This is a genomic window from Pseudomonas antarctica, assembly GCF_001647715.1.
Lineage (GTDB): Bacteria > Pseudomonadota > Gammaproteobacteria > Pseudomonadales > Pseudomonadaceae > Aquipseudomonas > Aquipseudomonas antarctica_A.
Map to the genome: position 1 here is coordinate 3314003 of NZ_CP015600.1, position 21592 is coordinate 3335594.

Here is a 21592-nt window from a genome sequence, read left to right on the forward strand (position 1 = left end):
CTCTGACGAGCCCGGAATCCTCCCGCAAATCAACCGGCTGTATCCTGCATCTGTACGATAGCGATCGCACCCGGCAGCGCGGATACTTGGCGCAGGCCCTGCCACGTCAATCCAACGTTTCGGCCTTTAACCCTGTGACGAAAACAACAAAAAAAGTCCCACAGAGGAACGCCCATGAATCGTCTTGATCCCTCGGGCCTGTTACAGGCCTTCAGCACCCTGACCCTGGATTTGCAGCGACTTGCCCAGCACCAGGACATCGAACATTTTCAGCAGCATGCACTGACGCATATCAGCCAGTTACTGGCGTTTGACAGCGCCTGGTGGGGGCGCGCGGCGCTGATAGGAGGCTTGCCGGAAGAGCACAGCAGCTATCTGTACCAGTTGCCGCCGGGTTATTTGGACGACTGGCAATCGATCCGCCATATGGATGTGACGATCAAGCAGGTACATGCGGCGCCAGGCCAGGCCGTCATCATCGACATGCGCGACTGCGCCAGCGGCGCCGGCTTGAATTGGCTCGGCGAACGGCACGGGATCGGCGAGTTGTTGTGCGTCATCCATGTCGACCCGCTCACTTGTCTGAGCGATCACCTGACCTTGTACCGCAAGCCTGCGGCTGCGAAATTCAACGAGCAGGACTGCCTGCTGCTCAACAACCTGATGCTTCACTTGGTGGCGGCGGTTTCGGCGAACCAGATCCGCACCCTGGTGGCCATGCGCGAAACGCTCACAAGCCCACGCAATCTCGCGCTGGCGGTGTGCGGCCCGCGCGGCGTCCTGCAGTGCGCCGAGCGCGGCTTTACCGATTTACTGCTCAGTGAATGGCCGCAATGGAGCGGCCCTACCCTGCCGGTGGCCCTGGATGAGCGCGGCTACGAGGGCAAGCAGATCCACATTGAGGTTTCGGCGGTGGGCGATCAGTTTCTGCTGGCGGCGCGCATCAACCGCGCCCTGCCCCAGCTCAGCCCAAGGGAAAACGACGTCGCCCAAGGCTTTGGCGAGGGCAAGACCTATAAGGAAGTCGCCCGCGACCTTGGCCTGTCGCCCAATACCGTACGCCATCATATTCGCGGTATCTACACCAAGCTCGGCGTCAAGGACAAGGCGCGTATAGCGCACTTGGTGCACGCCCCACCCGACTGATCTACACCGGTTTATCGCAGCGTTTTGCACTGTCGTTTTGACGGTCACGGGTTTCTTTTGCCCATTTTTTTACCGCTGCTGCACTCGCCCTGACGCTCCATTCAAGAGACGCCTCGCCATGACCCCAACAACCGTGCGTAACCTGACGGTGCTGCTCGGCGGCACACTGCTGTGCCTCGATAGCCAGGCTGCCGACCTCAATGCCCGCGACTTTTTCAGCGCACCGCCAGGCACCAGCCTGGGCGCGCTGTACTTGCCTGCGACGCGTGCCGGAAATTTCCACGGGCCTGCCGATACCACCGGCAAGGCCGACCTCAGGGTGAACGCCCTGGCATACCGCCAAGTGTATTTCACCGACGCCTGCGGCACGCTGTGCACGCCGCAAGTCATCGTGCCCTTCGCCGACATCAATGCGCGCTTGCCTGGCGCCAGCCAACGCACTGGCGAAAGTGGGCTGGGCGATCCGCAAGTGGGCGGCACCGTGTTTTTCATCAACGACCCGGCCTCTCGTACCTACAGCGGCCTCTTGAGCCTGATCACCGTGCCGGTGGGCGAATACCACAGCAACAACCCGGACGTGTCTGCGGGCGCCAATCGCTGGGGCGCAACCTTTGTCTACAACTACACGCGAGGCATCGGCGAAAAATGGGTGCTGGAAGCCAATCTGGAAGCCCAGCTCTACGCCCCCAATGACGACTATTTCGGCAGCCAGCTCAAGCAAGCCCCGCTGTATCGCCTGCAAGCATTTGCCTCCTACGACTTCAGCCCCGCCACTTACGGTGCGTTGCGCCTGATCCAGGCCGACGGTGGGGCGCTGCGCCTCAACAACCGTCAACTCGACGACACCCACAAACGCTACACCCAGGTCGGGTTCGAGGTCGGGCACTGGCTCGACAAGCAGAACCAACTGATGTTCGGCCTTTCGCAAAATGTCGCCGCGTCCAACGGTTACGCCGGAACCGATGCGCTGTTGCGCCTGGTCCACGTGTTCTGACGCGCTTTCCCGAGCCCCTTTTCCCGGAGCAAGAAGATGCACACTCAAACCCATGCCGCACAACATGAGGCCTCAGCCTCATCGTCCTCCTGGGCACTGCTGGCAGCCATCGTGCTGTTCGCCGCAATCACCCCGACCATCCTGATGACCGCCCCCGCCGTGGCTTCACAGTTGGCGAGTCAATGGCAACTGAGCCCTGCGCAAATCGGTGATCTGTTTTCCGTCGAACTGGGCGCCATGAGCCTGGCGACGCTGCCCGCGCTCTGGTGGCTCAAACGGGTCGACTGGCGGGTGGCGGCCTTATGCGCCGCACTCCTGTTCATCGCGGCCAATCTGCTGTCGATGCTCGCCGACACCTACGCCAGCTTGCTTGCCTTGCGCTTCGCCAGTGCGTTGGCCGGAGGTTCATTGATGATCATCTGCCTGGCCAGTGCCGCCCATACGGCCAACCCCAGCCGGGTCTACGGGCTATGGGTGATGGGGCAACTGGTGGTCGGCGCCTTGGGCCTTGCGGTACTTCCGGGCTTATTCGAACGCTACGGCTTGAATGCCTGCTACCTCATCCTGGCGGTCCTGATGACCATACTCTTGCCCCTGGCCCGTGGTTTTCCCCGTGCCAGCCCGGCGAACAAGGCGAACGACAGCCCTTCGCTGCACCGCTCACCCTGGAAGGCCGCGCTGGGGATCGCAGCGGTCCTGGCCTTTTACATCAGCCTCGGCGGCGTCTGGACCTTCATCGGTGCCCTGGGTGCGCGTGCCGGAATCTCGCCACAGCACAGCGGTGAAGTGTTGGCCGTCGCGACGCTGATGGGCATTGCCGGGGCGGCGTGCGCTGCGCTGATCGGTGCGCGCCTGCCGCGTGGGGTGCTGTTGCTCGCGGGCTATGCACTGATGGCGACCGCCGTGCTGCTACTGCTCGGCCAACCCGCGCTGCTGCGTTTTGCGCTGGCGGCGCTGCTGTTCAAGTTCACCTGGACCTTCATCCTGCCGCTGATCCTCGCCTGCCTGGCCGACCTGGACCACAGCGGCAAGTTGATGAACGCCTCCAACCTGGTGATCGGCGGCGGCCTGGCCATCGGCCCTGCCGTCGCCGGCCGGCTGATCGAGACCAGTGGCGGGTTTACCGCGCTGCTGGTCGGCGCTGCCGTTATCACCTTGCTGTCCCTGGCGATGACCTTCGCCAGCCGCCCATCACAACCCCGCTGAACTGGAGCCTGTATGAACCGAACCACCGCGTTTTTCTTTGATGAAATGACCCTGTGGCACAGCGCCAGTGCCCACGCGCTGACCTTGCCCGTGGGCGGATGGGTGCAGCCGCCGGCCGGCAGCGGGCATGCCGAGTCGCCGGACACCAAGCGACGCTTGAAAAGCCTGCTGGACGTGTCCGGCTTGAGTCGCCACTTGCACCTGCACAGCGCTCCTCCCGCCAGTGAAGAGGATCTGCTGCGGGTGCATGGCAGCCACTACCTGCAACGTTTCAAGGCCCTGAGCGATGCCGGCGGTGGTGAACTCGGCCCCCAGGCCCCGATAGGTCCGGGCAGCTACGAAATTGCCAAGTTATCCGCCGGCTTGACCATCGCCGCGGTGGACACAGTCCTAAACGGCCAGGCACACAATGCCTATTCGCTGTCGCGGCCACCGGGGCACCATTGCTTGGCCGACAGCGCGATGGGCTTCTGTTTCCTCGCCAACATTGCGCTTGCCATCGAAGTGGCCAAGGCGCGCAACGGGCTGGGCAAGGTCGCCGTGATCGACTGGGACGTCCATCATGGCAATGGCACCCAATCGATTTTCGAGGACCGGGGCGATGTGTTGACGATTTCACTGCATCAGGACGGTTGTTATCCGCCGGGTTACAGCGGCGAGCAGGATCGCGGCCGTGGCGCCGGCCTGGGGGCGAATATCAATATTCCATTGCCGCCGGGCAGTGGGCACGACGCGTACCTGCATGCCATGGCGCGCATCGTGGTGCCGGCGCTGGAACGGTTTCAACCGGAGCTGATCATCGTTGCTTGCGGCTATGACGCCAACGCCGTCGACCCGTTGGCGCGCATGCTGCTGCACAGTGACTCTTTCCGGCTGATGACCCGCGCGCTACGCCTGGCGGCAGAGCGCCTGTGCCAGGGCCGCCTGGTGCTGGTGCATGAGGGCGGCTACAGCGAAGCCTATGTGCCGTTTTGCGGGTTGGCCACCCTGGAGGAGTTAAGCGGTGTGCGCACAGCGGTGCAAGACCCGATGCTGGAATTTGTCCAGTTGCAGCAACCCAACGCGACGTTGCTGACATTCCAGAAGCAATGGATCGAGCAGTTGGCGCGCGGGCTTATCGATTAAACCCTGGGCGCCGCCAGCCGCCATAAGCGCGCGATGTCCGAGGCCCGCTCGCGTAATAAACGCGGCGCTTCGCTGCAAGCCTGTTCCAGGCTCATCGGGCCCGAAGGCAAGGCGAATGCGGCGTCCACACCGTGGGCGTACATTTGCTCGTAGCCATCGCCCAGTGTGCCGGCGATCACGATCACCGGCACGTTGTGCTGGCGGGCAATGCGTGCCACGCCGAACGGGGTTTTGCCACGCAGCGTCTGGGCATCGAAGCGGCCTTCGCCGGTAATCACCAGATCGGCGCCCCGTACGGCTTCGTCCAGCCCCACCAATTCGGCGACGACCTCAACGCCGGCGCGAAATTGCGCGTCCAGGAAGGCCTTGGCGGCAAACCCCAAGCCACCTGCTGCACCACTACCGGGCTCATCACGCACGTCTTTGGGCAGAACCTTGGCGCAGTGATCGGCAAAATGGCCGAGGGCGGCGTCCAGTTGTTCGACCTGCTGCGCATTCGCACCTTTTTGCGGGCCGAAGATGGCAGAGGCGCCGTGTGCGCCGCACAGCGGGTTGTTCACGTCGGCGGCAATCTCAAAGCGTACGTGGGCCAGCCGTGGGTCCTGTTGTTCAAGATTGATGCGCGCCAGGCCTGCCAAGGCCAGGCCACCGGGCGCAAGTATCTGGTCCTGGGCATCGAACAGTTGCACGCCGAGCGCCTGCATCGCGCCTGCACCACCGTCGTTGGTGGCGCTGCCGCCAATCGCCAGGATGACGCGCCGGGCGCCAGCATCCAATGCGGCGCGTATCAGTTCGCCGGTGCCGTACGTGGTGCTGGTGCAGGCATCGCGCTGACCCGGCGGCACACGTTGCAAGCCGCTGGCTTCGGCCATCTCGATAATCGCGGTGCAGCTGTCGGCCAGCCAGCCCCAGCGCGCTTCAACCGTCCCGCCCAACGGACCTCGCACAGTGTGGCTGCGCAGTTCGCCATTGCAGGCGGCGAGTACCGAATCCACGGTGCCTTCACCGCCATCGGCCATCGGGCACTGGATCAAGCGTGCATCCGGCCACACCTGGGCCAACCCTTCGGCAATCGCCTGGGCGACACCTTCGGCACTCAGACTGTCCTTGAATGAGTCGGGGGCGATGATGATTTTCATGGGGTTTCTCCGTTTTTTATAACGCCCATGCTGCCAGTTGGCTGCGGCAATGACGCCGGTCAGATGCACAAGTGTGAGTGAGGTTTGTTGTTCATTTCGACAAAGCCTGGGGCAACAACTGTACGCCGAGGTAAAGGGCAAGCATGCCGTCGAGGGTCAGTGGGTCGACACCACTCAACTCGGCTATGCGCTCCATCCGATAACGCAGGCTGTTGCGGTGAATACCCAACGCATCGGCACATGCCTGGCTCTGGCCGTCGTGTTCGCACCAACTGCGCAACGTCGCCAGCAACTGACCGTTGGTGTCCTTGGCCAGCACTTTGCGCAACGGGTTGAGCAATTCGTCGAGGGCGTCTTCATTACGGTGTCGCCAGAGCATCACGGGCAAACGATAACGGTTGAGCGTCAACAGCCGTGATTGCGGGAGAATATCGCGACCATAGGCGAGCAAGTCCCCCACGCGACGGTAACACCGGCGCAGCCCCGCCAAGCCATCGGCCTGACCGCCCACGGCCACTCGCAGGATATTCCAGCCCAGGCCTTCAAGCTTCTCCAGCAAGCGCAGGTTATCCACGTGCACCGCTGCCGGTCGGCACCACAGCAGGGAAAATTGCGCGGAGCTGACGCACCAACTGTCCGGGTAGCGGCTGGTGAGCCAGGCGCTCAACGCGTCCGCCGATTGGCCCACGCCCAGCTCGAACAGGTACGGCGTGCGCGTCATTTGCGGTTTGAGCCCCAATTGTTGCGCCTCATCGACCAGGCGTGGCGAGTCGCCGGCGTCGGCCAAAAGCAACGCCAGCAGATCATCACAGCGCTGGCGCCGCCATTGCTGTTCGGCTTGTTGATGGCGATGGCTGACCAGCATTTCCGCCGTCATGCGCACCAACTCAGCGTAAGTGCGCAACAACTCGGGTTCACCGGTAATGCCGAGCACGCCGATAAGCCGCTGGTCGTGCATCAGCGGCAGGTTGATGCCGGGTTGCACGCCCTTCAGGTGTTTGGCGGTCTGGCCGTCGATTTCCACCACCCGACCGTTGGCCAGCACCAACTGCGCGCCTTCATGACGCGTGTTGATGCGCTCCGGCTCACCGCTGCCGAGGATCAAGCCCTGGCTGTCCATGACGTTGACGTTGTAGGGCAGGATGGCCATGGTGCGATTGACGATATCCTGCGCCAGGTCATGATCCAGCTCGAACATGGGGCTAAGTTCCTTGAAAGGCAGGGTTGTTCATAGGCACAGCGCAAAGCCTGCTTCACTGTGCGCTAGCACAAAGACAGCACCCCGGCCGGTGGCCGAGACTCTTTGGGCGATCAACGTTACCCTCGCATCGCAAAAAATCATAATAAAGAGAGACTGCCATGTCACAGAGCGCCGCTGCCACACTGGCCACCGATGACGATAAAAACGCCATCTACAAGCGCATTACCCTGCGCCTGATCCCCTTCATTTTTATCTGCTACTTGTTCAACTACCTTGACCGGGTGAACGTTGGCTTTGCCAAGTTGCAGATGCTCGACGCCTTGAAATTCAGTGAGACGGTGTACGGCCTCGGTGCCGGGATCTTCTTTATCGGCTACGTGCTGTGCGGCGTGCCGAGTAACCTGGCGCTGACCAAGTTCGGCCCGCGCCGCTGGATCGCGTTGATGATGATCGTGTGGGGCACCTTGTCCACCTGCCTGCTGTTCGTCACGACGCCGACGCATTTCTATGGGCTGCGCCTGTTGACCGGCGCCGCTGAAGCCGGCTTTTTCCCTGGCGTGGTGCTGTACCTCTCGCAGTGGTTCCCGACCTTTCGCCGCGGGAGGATCATGGCATTGTTCATGTCGGCGATTCCGGTGTCCGGCTTGCTCGGCAGCCCGTTCTCCGGCTGGATCCTCAACCACTTTGCTGCAGGCCAGGGTGGCCTGGCGGGCTGGCAGTGGATGTTCCTGCTGCAAGGCATCCCGACCGTAATACTTGGCGCACTCGCTTACTTCCTGCTCAGCGACAGCTTTGCCAATGCCCAGTGGCTCACGCCCCACGAGCGTGCAGTGCTGGAAGCCGATCAGGCGACGGACTTGGCCAACAAGCCGAAGACAACCACCGATTCGCTCGGCGCAGTGTTCAAGAACCCGGCCATCTGGGCGTTCGGCCTGATCTACTTCTGCATCCAGAGCGGTGTGTATGCGATCAACTTCTGGCTGCCGTCGATCATCAAGAACCTGGGTTTCAGCGATAACCTGGTGATTGGCTGGCTGAGTGCGATTCCGTATCTGCTGGCCGCCGTGTTCATGCTGCTGGTGGGCCGCTCCGCCGACTTGCGCAAGGAGCGTCGCTGGCATTTGGTGGTGCCGATGTTGATGGGCGCCATCGGCCTGCTGATCGCGGTGAATTTCGCCACTACCCCGGCGATTGCGATTCTCGGCCTGACCATCGCCACCATGGGCGCCCTCACCGGCCTGCCGATGTTCTGGCCGGTGCCAACCGCCCTGCTCAGCGCGGGCGCGGCGGCAGGCGGTTTGGCGCTGATCAACTCCATGGGCCAGATGGCTGGCTTCCTCAGCCCCTACATCGTGGGGTTTGTGAAGGATGCCACCGGGTCCACGGACATGGCGTTGTACCTGCTGGCGGCGGTGATTGTCGCCGGTAGCCTGTTGGCGCTGCGCATGACACGTACTCTCAAAGTATAAAACCCAGTCCATGTGGGAGGGTGCAAGCCCCTCCCACATTTTGCGCTGTGTTTACAACACACCGCCGCCGTCGATATCAATCACGGCACCGGTCATAAACCCGTTCTCCATGGCCAGCACATACCCCGCCGCAACCTCCTCAGCCTGCCCCACTCGCCCAACCGGCAAGGCCCCGCCAGCCTTGGCGAACATCGCCAGCCGCTGCTCCTCTGTCAGCCCTGCATAAGCCGGTGTATCAATCACCCCCGGGCTGATCACATTGACCCGACGGGGCGCCAATTCTTTTGCCAGTTGCTTGCCCAGCGCCTCGGTCGCAGCGTTGATGCCGGTCTTGATCAACTGGCCGGGCGCCAGTTTGCGGCCCAGTTGGCCCGAAGTCAGGCTGATGCTGCCGTGCTCAGCCAAAAACGGCAGCGCCTGTTGGATTGCCCGCAGCGCGCCCCAGAGTTTTACGTTGAAGTTGTCCTGGGCTTCGGTCAGGTCGGTTTCACTGAGGGTTTTGGCCCGCACCGACGGCCCGGCGGTATAGACCAGATGATCAAAGCGTCCGACCGCTTCGAACAAACGCTGCAGGGAGACGCTGTCGGTCACGTCGACCGGCTCGCTGCGCACGCCGTTGTCGACACTGGAGGTCAAGCGGCGCCCGGCCAGCACCACCTGCGCGCCACGCGCGGCGGCGGCCTTGGCCACTGCTGCGCCGATACCGCTGCTGCCGCCAATCACGATGACGGTTTTACCGCTGAGGGGGGATGTCATGAGGTTGATACCTGATTGAGAAAGTGAACGTTGATCTTCTCAGCTTGGCAATCAGCGAAAAATCCCGGTAAAACGACAAGATCTTTAAAGGATTTTTACAAATGAGCTCAACCCTGGACCTGGAAGTGTTTGTGCGCACCGCCGACACAGGTAGCCTCTCGGCGGCCGCGCGTAGCCTTAACCTCACGCCGGCAGCAGCCAGTATCGCCCTCAAACGTCTGGAAACCCGCTTGGGCATCCGCCTGCTCGCCCGTTCCACCCGCAGCATGCGCCTGACCGAAGAAGGTCGGCGTTACCTGGACAGCGTACGCATAGCCCTGGAAGCCTTGTCCGAGGGCGAGCAAGCGATCAAACAACAAGGCCAAAGCCTCAGCGGCCTGTTGCAGTTGGCCGCCCCCTCGGATTTCGGGCGCAATGTGCTGCTGGGCTGGCTGGATGAATTCAAGGTCGAGCACCCGAACATCCGCCTGCAGTTGTTGCTCAACGACAGCAACGCCGATTTGTTCCGCGACACCGTCGACATCGCCCTGCGCTTTGGTGTGCCACGGGACTCCAGCCTGGTGGCATTACCCGTCGTGCCCGGCCACCATCGCATTCCTTGCGCGAGCCCTGACTACCTCGCGCGGCACGGTACGCCGCGTACGCCTGCGGACCTGGCGCAACACAGTACGCTGCGCTACATGCGCCGGGGGCAGCCGAATAACACCTGGTACTTTCGCCAGGGCGCACTGCTCCAGGAAGTCGAAGTGACGGGCGATTACCTGAGCGACGATGGCGAAATTGTGCGGCGTTGGGCGTTGGCTGGCCACGGGGTCGCGTATAAGGCCAATCTGGATATCGCCCGGGATATCCAAGCCGGGCGCCTGGTGCCGCTGTTGCCCGATTGGCAAGGCGAGCCCACCCCGTTCAACCTGATGTGCCCTCACCGCCTGCAAGTGTCGGAACGGGTGAAAGTGCTGCATCGTTTTTTACAGCAGCGCTGTCAGACCTTGCTGAGCGCATGAAGAAAGCCGTGCCGGGGTTGTTCCAAAGCCCTTGAGTCTGGTATTGCATCACTTACGTTTCCCAGCCATGAGGATCTTTGCATGATTTACCGCACATTGGGCCAGTCCGGGTTGAAGGTCAGCGCACTGACCCTGGGCACCATGATGTTTGGCGAACAGACCCACACCGAAGACTCGCTGCGCATCATCGACAAGGCCTGGGACCAGGGCATCAACTTTATCGACACCGCCGACGTTTACACCGGCGGGCGCTCCGAAGAAATCGTCGGTGAAGCTATCGTCCGCCACCGCTCGGATTGGGTGGTGGCGTCGAAAGTCGGCATCGGCCCATTGGACGGTTTACCCAACCGCAATGGCCTGAGCCGCAAGCGCATTTTCAACGCACTGGAAGCCAGCCTCACCCGCCTCGACACCGACTACCTGGACATCTATTACCTGCACCGCGAAGACCACGACACGCCGCTGGAAGTGACGGTGTCGGCGATAGGCGACCTGATCCGCCAAGGCAAGATTCGTTATTGGGGCCTGTCCAACTACCGGGGTTGGCGCATCGCTGAAGTGATTCGCGTGGCCGAGCGTTTGGGCGTAGACAAGCCGATCATCAGTCAGCCGTTGTACAACATCGTCAATCGCCAGGCCGAGATCGAACAAATCACCGCCGCAGGCGCCTATGGCTTGGGCGTGGTGCCTTACAGCCCGCTGGCCCGTGGCGTGCTCAGTGGCAAGTACGCACCTGATGTGACGCCCGAAGCCGGCAGCCGCGCGGCGCGCCAGGACAAACGCATTCTGGAAACCGAATGGCGGGTTGAGTCACTGCGTATTGCCCAGCAGATTCAGCAATACACCCAGGGGCGTGGCGTGGGGATCGTGGAGTTTGCGATTGCCTGGGTACTGAACAACTCGGCGGTCAGTTCGGCGATTGTCGGGCCGCGTACCGAGGCGCAGTGGGATGCGTACACCGGGGCGCTGGATGTCAAGATCAGTGCTGAAGATGAGGCGTTTATTGACTCACTGGTGACGCCGGGGCATTCGTCTACGCCGGGGTTTAATGATGTGGGCCATTTTGTCTCGGGTCGCGTAGCTCGTTCTTAGCGTGTACCCCGGCTCGCCCGCCGCCTGTGACAAGTAGCAGGGTGTGGCGAGCCGGGCTCACCATAAAAGCCCGCTTGCCAAAGGTATTAGCCAAAACCGCGTGTCGTGAAAAATTTCCCGCAAACGCCCCAAAACAGCGCAACCGTATTCCACCAAAAGCACCATAATCCCCTCCTGAAATCTCTCTCTTTTGTAGCAATCGGTTTTCGCGAGGACAGTGTGTCTAAAGGTGTTGTGTTATCGGTATTGGCCTCGGTGTTGTTTGCCGTGATGTATTACTTCACTTCGTTGCTCACGCCATTGAGCGGCCTGGAAATTTTTGGCTGGCGCATGTTGCTGACCGTGCCCTGCATGACCGTGTTCATGATCGTCAGTGGCGAATGGCGGCGTGTGTGGGAACTGGTGCGAATGTTGGTGGCCAAGCCGAGGCTGATTGGCGGTGTGCTGCTGTCGTCGGTCCTGTTAGGTGTGCAACTCTGGCTGTTTATGTGGGCACCGCTGAATGGGCGCAGCCTGGATGTGTCGGTGGGGTATTTCCTGCTGCCGCTGACCATGGTGCTGACCGGACGTTTGGTGTACGGCGAACAGCTGTCACGCCTGCAGCAGATCGCGGTATTTTTTGCCGCGCTCGGGGTGCTTAACGAGTTGTATCAGGCCGGGGGTTTTTCCTGGGCGACATTGGTGGTGATCATCGGTTACCCGATCTATTTTGTGGTGCGCAAATACTTGGGCACCGATCACTTGGGCGGCTTGTGGCTGGACATGGCACTGATGCTGCCGGTGGCCTGGTGGTTTGTGCAGAGCGGTGAACAGGGGTTTGCCGTGCTCGATGTGCACCCCAAGCTGTACGCGTTGATTCCGATGCTGGGCTTGATCAGTGCCTCCGCCCTGGTGAGCTATATCGTTGCCAGCCGCTTGCTGGCGTTCAGCCTGTTTGGCCTGCTCAGCTACGTGGAGCCCGTATTGCTGCTGGCAGTGGCGTTGATATTGGGAGAAGGCATCAAGGGCGGCCAATGGCTGACTTACATCCCGATCTGGCTGGCGGTAATGGTGCTGGTGTATGAAGGGTTCAAGCACTTGGTGCGTCAGCGCAGAGCGTGATTCGCAGGCAATAAAAAGCCCGCCCGAGGGTTAACCTCGGGCGGGCTTTTTTACGTTTAGTCGGCGGTCAGTACACCACGACGCACCTGGTCACGCTCGATCGACTCGAACAGTGCCTTGAAGTTGCCCTCGCCAAACCCATCATCGCCCTTGCGCTGGATGAATTCGAAGAACACCGGGCCCATCAGGGTTTCCGAGAAGATCTGCAGCAGCAGACGTTTGTCGCCTTCAATCGAAGAACCGTCGAGCAGAATGCCGCGTGCTTGCAGTTGGTCCACCGGCTCGCCGTGATTCGGCAGGCGGCCTTCAAGCATTTCATAGTACGTGTCCGGCGGCGCCGTCATGAAGCGCATGCCGATCTTCTTCAGCGCGTCCCAGGTCTTGATCAGGTCGTCGGTGAGGAACGCCACGTGCTGAATGCCCTCACCATTGAACTGCATCAGGAACTCTTCGATCTGGCCGGCACCCTTGGAGGACTCTTCGTTCAGCGGGATGCGGATCATGCCGTCCGGGGCACTCATGGCCTTGGAGGTCAGGCCGGTGTATTCGCCCTTGATGTCGAAGTAACGCGCTTCACGGAAGTTGAACAACTTCTCGTAGAAGTTGGCCCAGTAGACCATGCGCCCGCGGTACACGTTATGGGTCAGGTGGTCGATGACCTTGAGGCCGGCGCCCACCGGGTTGCGGTCAACGCCTTCGAGGTACACGAAGTCGATGTCATAGATCGAGCTGCCCTCACCGAAACGGTCGATCAAATACAGCGGCGCGCCGCCGATGCCCTTGATCGCCGGCAGGTTCAGTTCCATGGGCCCGGTTTGAATATGGATTGGCTGGGCGCCCAGCTCCAACGCGCGGTTAAACGCCTGTTGCGAGTCTTTGACGCGGAACGCCATGCCACACACCGATGGGCCGTGCTCGGCCGCAAAGTAGGATGCGAGGCTGTCGGGCTCGTTGTTGAGGATCAGGTTGATCTCGCCCTGGCGGAACAGGTCGACGTTCTTGGAGCGGTGGGTCGCGACTTTGGTGAAGCCCATGATCTCGAAGATCGGCTCCAGTGTGCCCGGGGTTGGCGATGCGAATTCGATAAATTCAAAGCCCATCAGGCCCATTGGGTTTTCGTATTGGTCGGCCATTTTCGGCGCCTCATTCTTGTAGTGAACAAATAGTTATTTGCGAGCAAGGATGAGGTCGGAGGGAGGCGCACAAGAGAGGCCCCGCACACTGCGTGCGAGGAAGTCACCAAAGATCAGGGGGGAGCCGAATAGCTTCATGGTTACATCAGTCTCTGACGGCCGAGGCTTGCGTGAGCGCAAGTCCATATTCTTGTATGCGTAAATCGATTCTACACAGCGTAACCGTATTTGTCCGCACTCTTATCAAATCCCCATTGGCTTGGCCTGTGCAAGGGGTTTGTTGCACAGATAGATGCCGGAGAGGATCACCGCGCCGCCCAGCACCATGGGCGCAGTCAGTTGTTCGCCCAGCAGCAGTGCGCCGCACATCACCGCTGTCAGCGGGTTAAGCGCAATAAACACACCGGCACGGGTCGCGCCGATGCGCCGAATGCCGTCGTAATAGCCGATGTACGCCAGTGCTGAGCCCAGCACGCCCAGGTACAACAAACTCAATGCCTGCGGCAGTTGGAGGCTGCCGAGCCCTTCTGCGGTGAAACGTCCCATGAACAGGGTGAGGACGGTGAGCATCAAGGTGCCCAGCAGCACGGACCAGGTGACGGTTTGCAAAGGGCCGAGGCTCTGATTCAGCTCACGGGAAAACAGCGAGTAAATCCCCCACCCCACTACGCAACCAAAAATCAGCACGTCGCCCCGCCAGTTGCTCGCGGTGCTGTGCAGCAACTCAGGGTTGCGACTGACAATCACCACGGCGGCGCCCGCCAGGCATAAGGCGATGCCCATAACTTTGGCGACACCCAGGCGCTCTTTGAAGAGCCACCATGAGGCCAGGCCGATCACCGCCGGATTCAGCGCCACGATCAACGAGGCGCGCGATGCGTTGACGTAATGCAGGCCATAGAAAAAACACAGGTTATAGAAAAAGATGCCAAAGAAACCCAGCACGCTCAGCCGTACCAGTTGCCGAGGATCGGGTCGCGCCAGAGGAATTCGCGCGCACACCATAAACAGCAGCAGCGCCAGGCTGGCCAGGATAAACCGCAGGCTGGCGGCCAGTAACGGGTCGACCCGATCGGCCAGGTAGCGCCCGGCGACAAACGTGCCGCCCCATATCATGGTCACAGCAGCAAGTTTCAGATAGGTCAGTCGATCGGACAGGGGGTGCATGAGGAGGTGCTCAGGGTATTGAAGGATTGGCGTATTCTTCGACTAATGATCGGTAATCGTAAAATGAGCCTTTACTCATGACCCTGACGCAGTTGGAAATATTTTCGTTAGTCGCCGAACTGCAAGGTTTTACCAGTGCAGCTCACCGCCTCGGCGTCAGTCAATCCGCGGTGTCGCATGCGATCAAGGCACTGGAACAAGAGTTGGGCGTGGAATTGTTCCGGCGCCACCAGTCGTTGGTGGAACTGAGCGATATCGGCGCGCAATTACTCGGGCGCGCGCGTGCAATGCTGGGCCTGGCCAATACCTTGCAGCAGGAAGCGGCCGATGCCCGCGGGATGAAACGCGGCACACTGCGGATTGGGTCGTTCGGGCCGACGGCGTCAATCCGCATCTTGCCCACGCTCCTGCGGCAGTTTCGACAGGCTTATCCGGGCATCGAAGTGCACGTGGACGAAGGGCCCGACAGACAGGTTATCCAGTGGCTGGATGAGCGCAGGATCGATGTCGGGTTTGTGGTGCTGGATCAGGAGCGCTTCGACACCGTGGCCTTGTTCGAGGACCAACTGGTGGCACTGCTACCCGCCGGTCATCCACTGGCCGCTAACGCGGCGCTGCCCTTGCAAGCGCTGTGCGATGACCCGTTTATTCTCACCGAGGCCGGTTCCTCGGAACTGGTGATGCGTTTGTTCAGCGAGGCCCGTTTAAGGCCTAAAGTGCGTTATCGCTGCGCCCAATTGCTCAGCACGCTGGAAGCCGTCGGCCGTGGCGACGGGCTGAGTATCGTGGCGCAAGCGTCGCTGCCGGAACACGTCGACCCACGCTATGCAGCGCGGCCGTTGTCTCCCGCGGTGCCACGCCGGATCGGTCTGGCCGTGCTTGACCGCCGCCAGTCCTCACCTGCCACCCTGGCGTTCATCGCGCTGGCGCAAAAGCTGCACCACGCCGGGACTTAGCGATAACTCATGGTGAACGAGGCCAACCCGTTAGCGACGCCGGGCGTGATCGTTTGTTCGGTTTGGACGTAACGGGCGGTCAAGGGGATCGTCACCTTGCCATTGCCGGTGCTGCCCACCTGCCATTGATTCAGGTTGCCCACGGCCGCGGAATCGGCGCCATACCTCACCAATTGGGCGCCATGCAGCAGTTGCAGCGCCACGCCACGGGCGTTTGAAGTGCGGGTCAAGTTCAACCGGTCGCTGCGATTAGCGTTGTCAGTCTGGTCGGTTATCGTGATGAATACATCCTGGGTACCACCGGTTCCGCCAGCGCACTCCAAGGTAATATCCTGGGTTACGCTGCCGGCGAAACTGCCTGGCCCCTTGAAATCACGGCTGGCTATACGCCCCACCGGCATCGCAATCGACGGCGCAGAGACACGGCAGGTAGGCCTGCGAGGGGGAGCTATGACCGCAGGGGTAAAGTTGACCGCCACATAGCCCGGACCTGCGGTCGATACATTTGTCAGCGTGTACCTGGCGATGTTGCGGGAGGGAATCGTACCGGCCGATACCGGCCCGGTGGCAACCAGATAGACCCGCCCTTGAAGCCCCCAGCCATTGGGTTTGTTATGTTTGGTGGTTAACAGTGTGGTGCCGGTGTGGCTGATCGCACGCATTGGCTGGCCGGGGTCCCTGGCCATCATGGCGAACCCGACCCCGGGCAGGCCGGTGGCATACACCGGCATTGACACGCCTGAGGCGCTGAACGTCCTGCCACTGACTGGCGAATTGACCACGCTCATGTTCGCAGACACCGGTTGCTCGACGGGCCAGTCCTGATATCGACACAGCATCACAAAGCTATTGTTGCCGAAGTCATAACCGTTCGCCGCACCTATCACCTGACCCACTTGCGGGTTGACCGGCAAGGTGATCGGCGCAATGGAGAGGTTCAGTGTCGCTTGTGGCGTACACGTGCCAGCACTGAAATGAGCATGGGCCGCCATCGCAAGTCCCCAACCCGCCAACAGTGCGCTCATGCGAAAAAACCTGATCATATCGCCACATCCTCTGTAACAGGACCCGCCAGGGACACCGAATGCTCGCGCGTCACGCCGTGGTCATCCAGGGTGGTAAAGCGCAGCGTCGCCGAGCCTTGCCAAGGTGCTGACCGGCCTTTCAACATCAGGTTTGCCGTGGTGCGTGGCAACAGCATCGGCGGGTCCTCACTGGGGTACTCGACGCCCTCCAGGGTCAGCACGACGCTGGATAACGTCACATGAAAGGCACTGGGGTTATGCACCCGTAGCACCGGGCTGTCGCCGCCCAGCCGCCACCGCAGGGTCTGCACGGCGTCCACCTCCCGGCCTGCCAGCGCCTCTGGGCGCAGGAACAGCTTGATTCGTGTGCGAAAGACAAATTGCAGTTGATTGCTAGTCCTGGCCGTGGGCCGGATACCTCGTACATTCAGCCAATACACTGACTCTTGAGGGCGTGCGTTCGCCTGCTCCTCAGCGGGGTGGTAAGCCAACCGCAACCCCTGTGCCGTGCCGGCCTCCAGCCGCAGGATCGGCGGGCTGACCGTAAACGGTACGTCACTCAACTCCGGCAAGGCCTCAGGGTCGCCGCGATCAATCCATACCTGCACCAACCTCGGGCCGTCAGCTTCGTTGCGAAGGTTGACCGTCACCTCCCGCGCGGCGGCGGGGTAGATGATGCGGGTTCGATCTATGACGATTTCCCCGTGCGCCGGCCACATCTGAGCCGCCAGTGCCAGACCGAACACGGTCCTCAACCACCTGTTAAACATCAACTGCTCTCCTCCTGCCTATCCAGGTCGCCCTTGCACTGGCTGATCAACTGGTCCGCGTTTTGCTGGCGCCGGCCGGGTTTTCGGGGTGGCAAGCGATACTGGATAAAGCAGCGCTCGCCGGCGGCCTCAGCCCAGCGGACGGTCAGCGTGCCGTGCTCGGCAACGCCACGCACAAACGCCTTGCCGGCCTGCCCGATAACGCCGACTTCACTACCGTGTTCATCGAACACCTGTGCGGCGAACGGCACGGGTCTGCCGTCTGGATGGGTCGCCTTGATCACCACCGCCCGACCGCTGACGGTCTCGAACCTGACCCGCGACACCGCCCCCATCGTGGGGACGACGTGATGGTTGGACGCTTTCAACTCCACATCCATGGGCATGCCCTGTGGATCAATGGCCACTTCATTGCGCTGGTACGCCCTGAGCGAGGGCATGACGCCATAGCCGTGTTTGTCGATACGCACCCCGGAACTGCCGAGCTGCGCGCCCTGCGCATCCGGCGCATAAACCAGCGCCGAGGCTTCACCTAGGCTTGGCGAGAGCGTGACGCCGCCGTCATGGGCGATGAGCCCGCCATCGGCGCTCATGGACACTTGCGCGCTGTCCCGGCTCTGGCCATAACCGGCGCGCAGGGTGGCGGTGTTGCTGCGATAGCCCGTGTAGGCATTGAAACTTGAGCCGTGCTGGTTACCCGTGCCGTGGCTGCCGATCAGCCCGTAGTGAGTGTGATCTGAATCCCCCAGCAAACCATTGATTCCGACTTGCTGTTGGCTACCGCGCGAATCACCGGCGTCCCGGTAAAGCGAACTGCTCAGGGTCGGTGCGTGCGCTCTATCGCCCAACGGCATGGAGAGGGTCAGTACCAGATGATTATCGACACGCCCTGCTTGCGTGGCCCGGCCAAAAAAGATCTCGTCACTGCGTTCTCGGTCGCTCGAGCGATGCGTTTCACTGACCCTTGAGCGCTGCGCCGAGAGGTTCCAGTTGAGCTTCTTCCAATGGGCCCCATAGCTGACAGTGAATGAAGTCTGGCGCCCTTGCGTCCCGGCCCAGTAGTCGATGGAACTGCCGTACACACTCAGCGTGCCCTCGCCCACCTGCTGACTGATCGTCAGGTCCAATCGACTTTTCTGCCGGGTATAACTGCCCATGCTCCCGCCGTGATGCCCCAGTTCCCGTGCAGTCAGTGCGTCAGGCAGGCTCAGATAGCCTTCGGTAGAGAAGCGATAGGCCCCCAACATAAAATGTGTCCCTGAGTACGGCACGTTCTTGCTATAGGCCAGGCCCCAGCTTTGTCCGCCGAACAGCCCTTGCCCCGGCACCTGAGTACGCGAGCGCGTGCTGTCGAGGGCGAACGCGCCGATGGGCGTGCTCATCGCCACACCCACCTTGGCTTGACCATAACCCTGGGAAAGCGTGCTGCCTGCGTAGGCGGTCAGGCTATTCGTGAGCCCCTGCTGGAGGGTGCCCTGGAATACCGCGGGGCTGGCGCCGGCTAGCCCGCGTTGTTGCACGCGCCCCATGGTCACGGTGTAGTGGGTAGCGCCATTACGTAACAGGTGCGGGGCAACCGAATAGGGCACGACAAAGGTGCTACTCCGCCCGTCCACCTCGGTGACGCTGACGTTGAGGTCGCCACCGTAACCGGTGGGGTAAAGATCATCGATCACAAAGGGCCCGGGAGCCACCGTGGTTTCGTAGAGCGTGTAGCCATTCTGGCGCACCGTCACCGTGGCATTGCTTTCGGCGACGCCGCGAACCTGTGGTGCATAGCCTTGTTGCGACTGCGCAAGCATGCGGTCCTCGGTCGCCAGGGTAATACCTCGTACGCGCACGCCGTCGAGGATCTGGCCGCTGCTGAAACTGTCGCCAACGGTAAGTTGCGAACGCCAGGTTGCAAGGGAGCGTTGCAGGTAGGTGGCCGTTTGTTGATAAGGCAACCGGCCACTTCGCGATGCCCAGGCTTGCCCTCCTTGGTGGCGCAGTCGCCAGTCACCCAGGTTGACGCCGCCGTTAAGGCCCAGGTAGCCCCGGTCCTCACCGGCGCCCGACGTCACCGCTGCGGCGCTGAAGTTGTAATTGAGCAGTGCGGCATCAATGCCCTCGTCCCACTGGGCAGGGTCAATGTAGTCGCGTGCGGAGCGGTTGATGTAGACCTGCGGGATACTCAGGTCCAGCGTCAGCGACTCGGTGTCGACGCGGCTGCTGGCCATGGGGATCCAGTCGGCGAAATCGCGGCAGGCAGCCTGCGAGGCGCCGTCGAGTGGGTGCAGCACCACCCCGAGTTCGGCAAGCTGTTGCGCACTCACGCACGGCTGCGCGCCATCCTGCTCATTGCGGGGCACGAAATTGAGCGCGTGGCGGCCAATCGATTGCCCATTGAGCATCACGTCTACGCGATAAACGCCAGGCGCTAGCGTATTGACGGCATTGAAACGCGTGATGTCCGCCGGGCTGGACTGGCCGCTGCTGAAAGCCTCTATGTCAAACAACAATGGGGCAGCCTCGACCGATATCACCAGCGTACTCAGGAGGCCGAACAACACCACCAGCCGAGGATGGGAAAACAGCCAGGCGCATTGGTAGAACGTAAATTGTAATGAGGCAGGCATAGTCAGAACTTCAGGGGCGCACGCTGCGGCGAGGAAAACGCGCCGTAGTCATTGATGTATTTAAAATGCACCTGGGCATCAGCGGGAATTGCATGCACGACCTCGCGCACGGCCAGTGTCAGATGACCGCCGGGCGCCACCATGCCCTCTCCCGCCGGCAGCAGGCGCGCTTCAGGTTGCGCGCCCATGGCCAGCGCGACCTCGTTGAATGTCACGTGATAGGCCGATGGGTTGTGCACTTCCAGGAGCGCGCCCTGGGCGCTGCGGTGCAGGGTCCAGCGTAATTGGGCGGGCGCCTCGTCCGTGCTGCCGGGTAAATGGGCCGGCCGAAAAAACACTTTGGTGCGGATGCGAAAGGCGAACTGCAGGTGGCTCGCAGGAGCGTCGTCCTGAGCGGACTGCTCAGCGTTGACCTTGGGCGGAATCTCAAGCGCGTTCAGCCAAAACACTGACTCGCGGTCAGCCGGCAGCGGCTCTTGGGTATAGACCAATCGTACCGCCTGGCTTTTGCCCGGGTCCAGACGGAATACCGGTGGCGAAAGAATGAAAGGCACTTCACTGCCTGACGGGGCTGACGCTGGGTCACCCGGGGCCAGCCACACCTGCACCAGGCGCGGAGCCCGCGGGTCGTCGTTGGTCAGGCGTAGCGTGACTTCACGGCGCTGCTGCGGGTAGATGTGCCGAGTGCCGTCGATCACCACGCCGGCGTGGGCGGCGCTTGGCCATCCCGCGCTGATCGAAAGGGTCATCAGCAGGCAACTCAGAAGCAAGGGTCGGGCGAGCATGGATCGGTCCTTCAAGGCGCTGTCCGGTGCCTGGCGAATCGCCAGGCACCTGGGCCTTGATCAGGGGAACGTGATGGAATACAGCACTTGCGTGCTGACCGGGCCAGGGGTTGCAACACCGGTGGCGAAATACTGAGCCGCGAACGGCAACGACACTTCACCGTTTTCAGGGACCTTTGCGGCGCTCGAATTAAGGGCGAGGCGAAGGTCCATAGGGCGGTGAGTGGTGCCGTCGACAATCTGTACTTCAACCAGAGAAGCGGGCTTCGGCGAGGCAGGCGCTTGATTCTTCAAGTTACCGGTAGCCGGGTTGATGGCAGGGCTGCTGCTCTCAAACAAGACGGCCACGGCCGTGTCCTTCGGGCAAGCACCCACTCGCACAAAAAAGGGCGTGGTGCCGGCCGTCTGGCCTTTGGCCTTGAGCGCGCTGGCCTGGACCTTGCTGAGCGCCACCGCGAAGTTCGAACTGGTGCCAGCCGCGGAGCCGGAGCCGCCACTGATACTGCACGTTGTACCGGTGATTTCACCGGTCAGGCTGATCGTGCCATCTGCGCCAAACACAGGCAGCGTGGCAACGCCGGTAGCGGCCAGCAAGGCGGCGGCCAGTCGGATTTTTTTCATTGCGGGTGTTTCCTCATAAGTAGCGTTAACGGGTTGCAAGACGAATTTCAATTATTGAAAGACGAGGTCGTACCGTCCCGCCAAAGTTGGGCTTGAACGGCTGAGAGAGAGGCTGGAGGGGGTGTTGTTCCTGAGTCTCTTACTTTTTGCAACGATGTTTATCTTGCCAAGGTGAAGTGCCCGCAACAACTGACCAAACGGCTAGGTGGATGGGCCTCAAACAACTGAGCACACCGGCGTAATGCCATCTATCATCGGCATACACCTCTGTTTTCATTTCGTTA

At 61.4% G+C, this 21592-nt stretch carries 18 protein-coding genes and 1 pseudogene; 9 read left to right on the plus strand and 10 right to left on the minus strand.

Going from position 1 to position 21592, the window contains the following annotated elements:
* Positions 1–174 precede the first annotated feature (174 nt).
* The 4 genes and pseudogenes from A7J50_RS14920 (at position 175) to A7J50_RS14935 (ending at position 4471) form a co-directional block, all read left to right on the plus strand.
* Positions 175–1146, plus strand: coding sequence for a helix-turn-helix transcriptional regulator (locus A7J50_RS14920; RefSeq protein ID WP_064452501.1), 972 nt, complete (start codon positions 175–177; stop codon positions 1144–1146).
* A 118-nt stretch (positions 1147–1264) separates the two neighbouring features.
* Positions 1265–2140 (plus strand): transporter, encoded by an 876-nt coding sequence (locus A7J50_RS14925; protein WP_064452502.1) that lies wholly within the window; start codon positions 1265–1267, stop codon positions 2138–2140.
* A 36-nt stretch (positions 2141–2176) separates the two neighbouring features.
* Positions 2177–3362, plus strand: a pseudogene (locus tag A7J50_RS14930) (MFS transporter).
* Positions 3359–4471: a class II histone deacetylase gene (locus A7J50_RS14935; RefSeq protein WP_064452504.1), complete on the plus strand. Its 1113-nt coding sequence runs from the start codon at positions 3359–3361 to the stop codon at positions 4469–4471. Before A7J50_RS14930 ends, A7J50_RS14935 begins: the two are co-directional and overlap by 4 nt.
* On the opposite strand, the gene A7J50_RS14940 is transcribed toward A7J50_RS14935, so the two are convergent.
* Both A7J50_RS14940 and A7J50_RS14945 read right to left on the minus strand, forming a co-directional pair.
* Positions 4468–5610 (minus strand): glycerate kinase, encoded by a 1143-nt coding sequence (locus A7J50_RS14940; protein ID WP_064452505.1) that lies wholly within the window; start codon positions 5608–5610, stop codon positions 4468–4470. The genes A7J50_RS14935 and A7J50_RS14940 overlap by 4 nt on opposite strands.
* Before the next feature lie 91 nt (positions 5611–5701).
* Positions 5702–6808: a sugar diacid recognition domain-containing protein gene (locus tag A7J50_RS14945; RefSeq protein WP_064452506.1), complete on the minus strand. Its 1107-nt coding sequence runs from the start codon at positions 6806–6808 to the stop codon at positions 5702–5704.
* A gap of 161 nt (positions 6809–6969) precedes the next feature.
* On the opposite strand from A7J50_RS14945, the gene A7J50_RS14950 reads away from it, so the two are divergent.
* The gene (locus tag A7J50_RS14950) at positions 6970–8280 is read left to right on the plus strand and encodes an MFS transporter (RefSeq protein WP_064452507.1); all 1311 of its coding nucleotides are present in this window, start codon (positions 6970–6972) and stop codon (positions 8278–8280) included.
* A 51-nt stretch (positions 8281–8331) separates the two neighbouring features.
* On the opposite strand, the gene A7J50_RS14955 is transcribed toward A7J50_RS14950, so the two are convergent.
* Positions 8332–9036 (minus strand): SDR family oxidoreductase, encoded by a 705-nt coding sequence (locus A7J50_RS14955; RefSeq protein WP_064452508.1) that lies wholly within the window; start codon positions 9034–9036, stop codon positions 8332–8334.
* 101 nt (positions 9037–9137) lie between these two features.
* On the opposite strand from A7J50_RS14955, the gene A7J50_RS14960 reads away from it, so the two are divergent.
* The 3 genes from A7J50_RS14960 to rarD all read left to right on the plus strand — a co-directional run bounded on the left by A7J50_RS14960 (position 9138) and on the right by rarD (position 12233).
* A complete protein-coding gene (locus tag A7J50_RS14960; protein WP_064452509.1) occupies positions 9138–10040 on the plus strand; it encodes a LysR family transcriptional regulator in 903 nt (300 codons plus the stop codon).
* 81 nt (positions 10041–10121) lie between these two features.
* Positions 10122–11132 carry an aldo/keto reductase gene (locus tag A7J50_RS14965; protein WP_064452510.1) on the plus strand — a complete coding sequence of 337 codons (1011 nt, stop codon included), beginning with the start codon at positions 10122–10124 and terminating at the stop codon, positions 11130–11132.
* A 219-nt stretch (positions 11133–11351) separates the two neighbouring features.
* On the plus strand, positions 11352–12233 hold the full coding sequence (rarD, locus tag A7J50_RS14970) for an EamA family transporter RarD (RefSeq protein ID WP_064452511.1): 882 nt from the start codon (positions 11352–11354) through the stop codon (positions 12231–12233).
* Between the two features lie 56 nt (positions 12234–12289).
* Here rarD and hppD read toward each other — a convergent pair whose 3' ends face one another.
* Both hppD and A7J50_RS14980 read right to left on the minus strand, forming a co-directional pair.
* On the minus strand, positions 12290–13366 hold the full coding sequence (gene hppD, locus A7J50_RS14975) for a 4-hydroxyphenylpyruvate dioxygenase (RefSeq protein WP_064452512.1): 1077 nt from the start codon (positions 13364–13366) through the stop codon (positions 12290–12292).
* Positions 13367–13609: 243 nt separating this feature from the next.
* A complete protein-coding gene (locus tag A7J50_RS14980) occupies positions 13610–14533 on the minus strand; it encodes a DMT family transporter (protein WP_064452513.1) in 924 nt (307 codons plus the stop codon).
* A gap of 77 nt (positions 14534–14610) precedes the next feature.
* Here A7J50_RS14980 and A7J50_RS14985 point away from each other — a divergent pair, with 77 nt between their 5' ends.
* On the plus strand, positions 14611–15489 hold the full coding sequence (locus tag A7J50_RS14985; protein ID WP_064452514.1) for a LysR family transcriptional regulator: 879 nt from the start codon (positions 14611–14613) through the stop codon (positions 15487–15489).
* On the opposite strand, the gene A7J50_RS30725 is transcribed toward A7J50_RS14985, so the two are convergent.
* The 5 genes from A7J50_RS30725 to A7J50_RS15010 are packed head-to-tail and all read right to left on the minus strand — an operon-like array spanning position 15486 to position 21308.
* A complete protein-coding gene (locus tag A7J50_RS30725; protein WP_156526284.1) occupies positions 15486–16514 on the minus strand; it encodes a fimbrial protein in 1029 nt (342 codons plus the stop codon). The two genes, A7J50_RS14985 and A7J50_RS30725, sit on opposite strands and share 4 nt — an antisense overlap.
* A 14-nt stretch (positions 16515–16528) precedes the next feature.
* Positions 16529–17284, minus strand: a complete 756-nt coding sequence (locus tag A7J50_RS14995) for a molecular chaperone (protein WP_064452515.1) — start codon at positions 17282–17284, stop codon at positions 16529–16531.
* Complete coding sequence (locus tag A7J50_RS15000; RefSeq protein ID WP_064452516.1) at positions 17284–19902, minus strand: fimbria/pilus outer membrane usher protein; 2619 nt, start codon at positions 19900–19902, stop codon at positions 17284–17286. The genes A7J50_RS14995 and A7J50_RS15000 overlap by 1 nt, the downstream gene beginning before the upstream one ends.
* A 2-nt stretch (positions 19903–19904) precedes the next feature.
* On the minus strand, positions 19905–20687 hold the full coding sequence (locus tag A7J50_RS15005; protein WP_064452517.1) for a molecular chaperone: 783 nt from the start codon (positions 20685–20687) through the stop codon (positions 19905–19907).
* Between the two features lie 60 nt (positions 20688–20747).
* Positions 20748–21308 carry a fimbrial protein gene (locus tag A7J50_RS15010; protein ID WP_064452518.1) on the minus strand — a complete coding sequence of 187 codons (561 nt, stop codon included), beginning with the start codon at positions 21306–21308 and terminating at the stop codon, positions 20748–20750.
* Between the last annotated feature and the right edge of the window lie 284 nt (positions 21309–21592).

Coding starts and splice junctions, on each gene's coding strand:
- A7J50_RS14920 (WP_064452501.1), top strand. CDS start 175: ATGAATCGTCTTGATCCCTCGGGCCTGTTACAGGCCTTCAGCACCCTG.
- A7J50_RS14925 (WP_064452502.1), top strand. CDS start 1,265: ATGACCCCAACAACCGTGCGTAACCTGACGGTGCTGCTCGGCGGCACA.
- A7J50_RS14935 (WP_064452504.1), top strand. CDS start 3,359: ATGAACCGAACCACCGCGTTTTTCTTTGATGAAATGACCCTGTGGCAC.
- A7J50_RS14940 (WP_064452505.1), bottom strand. CDS start 5,610: ATGAAAATCATCATCGCCCCCGACTCATTCAAGGACAGTCTGAGTGCC.
- A7J50_RS14945 (WP_064452506.1), bottom strand. CDS start 6,808: ATGTTCGAGCTGGATCATGACCTGGCGCAGGATATCGTCAATCGCACC.
- A7J50_RS14950 (WP_064452507.1), top strand. CDS start 6,970: ATGTCACAGAGCGCCGCTGCCACACTGGCCACCGATGACGATAAAAAC.
- A7J50_RS14955 (WP_064452508.1), bottom strand. CDS start 9,036: ATGACATCCCCCCTCAGCGGTAAAACCGTCATCGTGATTGGCGGCAGC.
- A7J50_RS14960 (WP_064452509.1), top strand. CDS start 9,138: ATGAGCTCAACCCTGGACCTGGAAGTGTTTGTGCGCACCGCCGACACA.
- A7J50_RS14965 (WP_064452510.1), top strand. CDS start 10,122: ATGATTTACCGCACATTGGGCCAGTCCGGGTTGAAGGTCAGCGCACTG.
- hppD (WP_064452512.1), bottom strand. CDS start 13,366: ATGGCCGACCAATACGAAAACCCAATGGGCCTGATGGGCTTTGAATTT.
- A7J50_RS14980 (WP_064452513.1), bottom strand. CDS start 14,533: ATGCACCCCCTGTCCGATCGACTGACCTATCTGAAACTTGCTGCTGTG.
- A7J50_RS14985 (WP_064452514.1), top strand. CDS start 14,611: ATGACCCTGACGCAGTTGGAAATATTTTCGTTAGTCGCCGAACTGCAA.
- A7J50_RS30725 (WP_156526284.1), bottom strand. CDS start 16,514: ATGAGCGCACTGTTGGCGGGTTGGGGACTTGCGATGGCGGCCCATGCT.
- A7J50_RS14995 (WP_064452515.1), bottom strand. CDS start 17,284: ATGTTTAACAGGTGGTTGAGGACCGTGTTCGGTCTGGCACTGGCGGCT.
- A7J50_RS15000 (WP_064452516.1), bottom strand. CDS start 19,902: ATGCCTGCCTCATTACAATTTACGTTCTACCAATGCGCCTGGCTGTTT.
- A7J50_RS15005 (WP_064452517.1), bottom strand. CDS start 20,687: ATGCTCGCCCGACCCTTGCTTCTGAGTTGCCTGCTGATGACCCTTTCG.
- A7J50_RS15010 (WP_064452518.1), bottom strand. CDS start 21,308: ATGAAAAAAATCCGACTGGCCGCCGCCTTGCTGGCCGCTACCGGCGTT.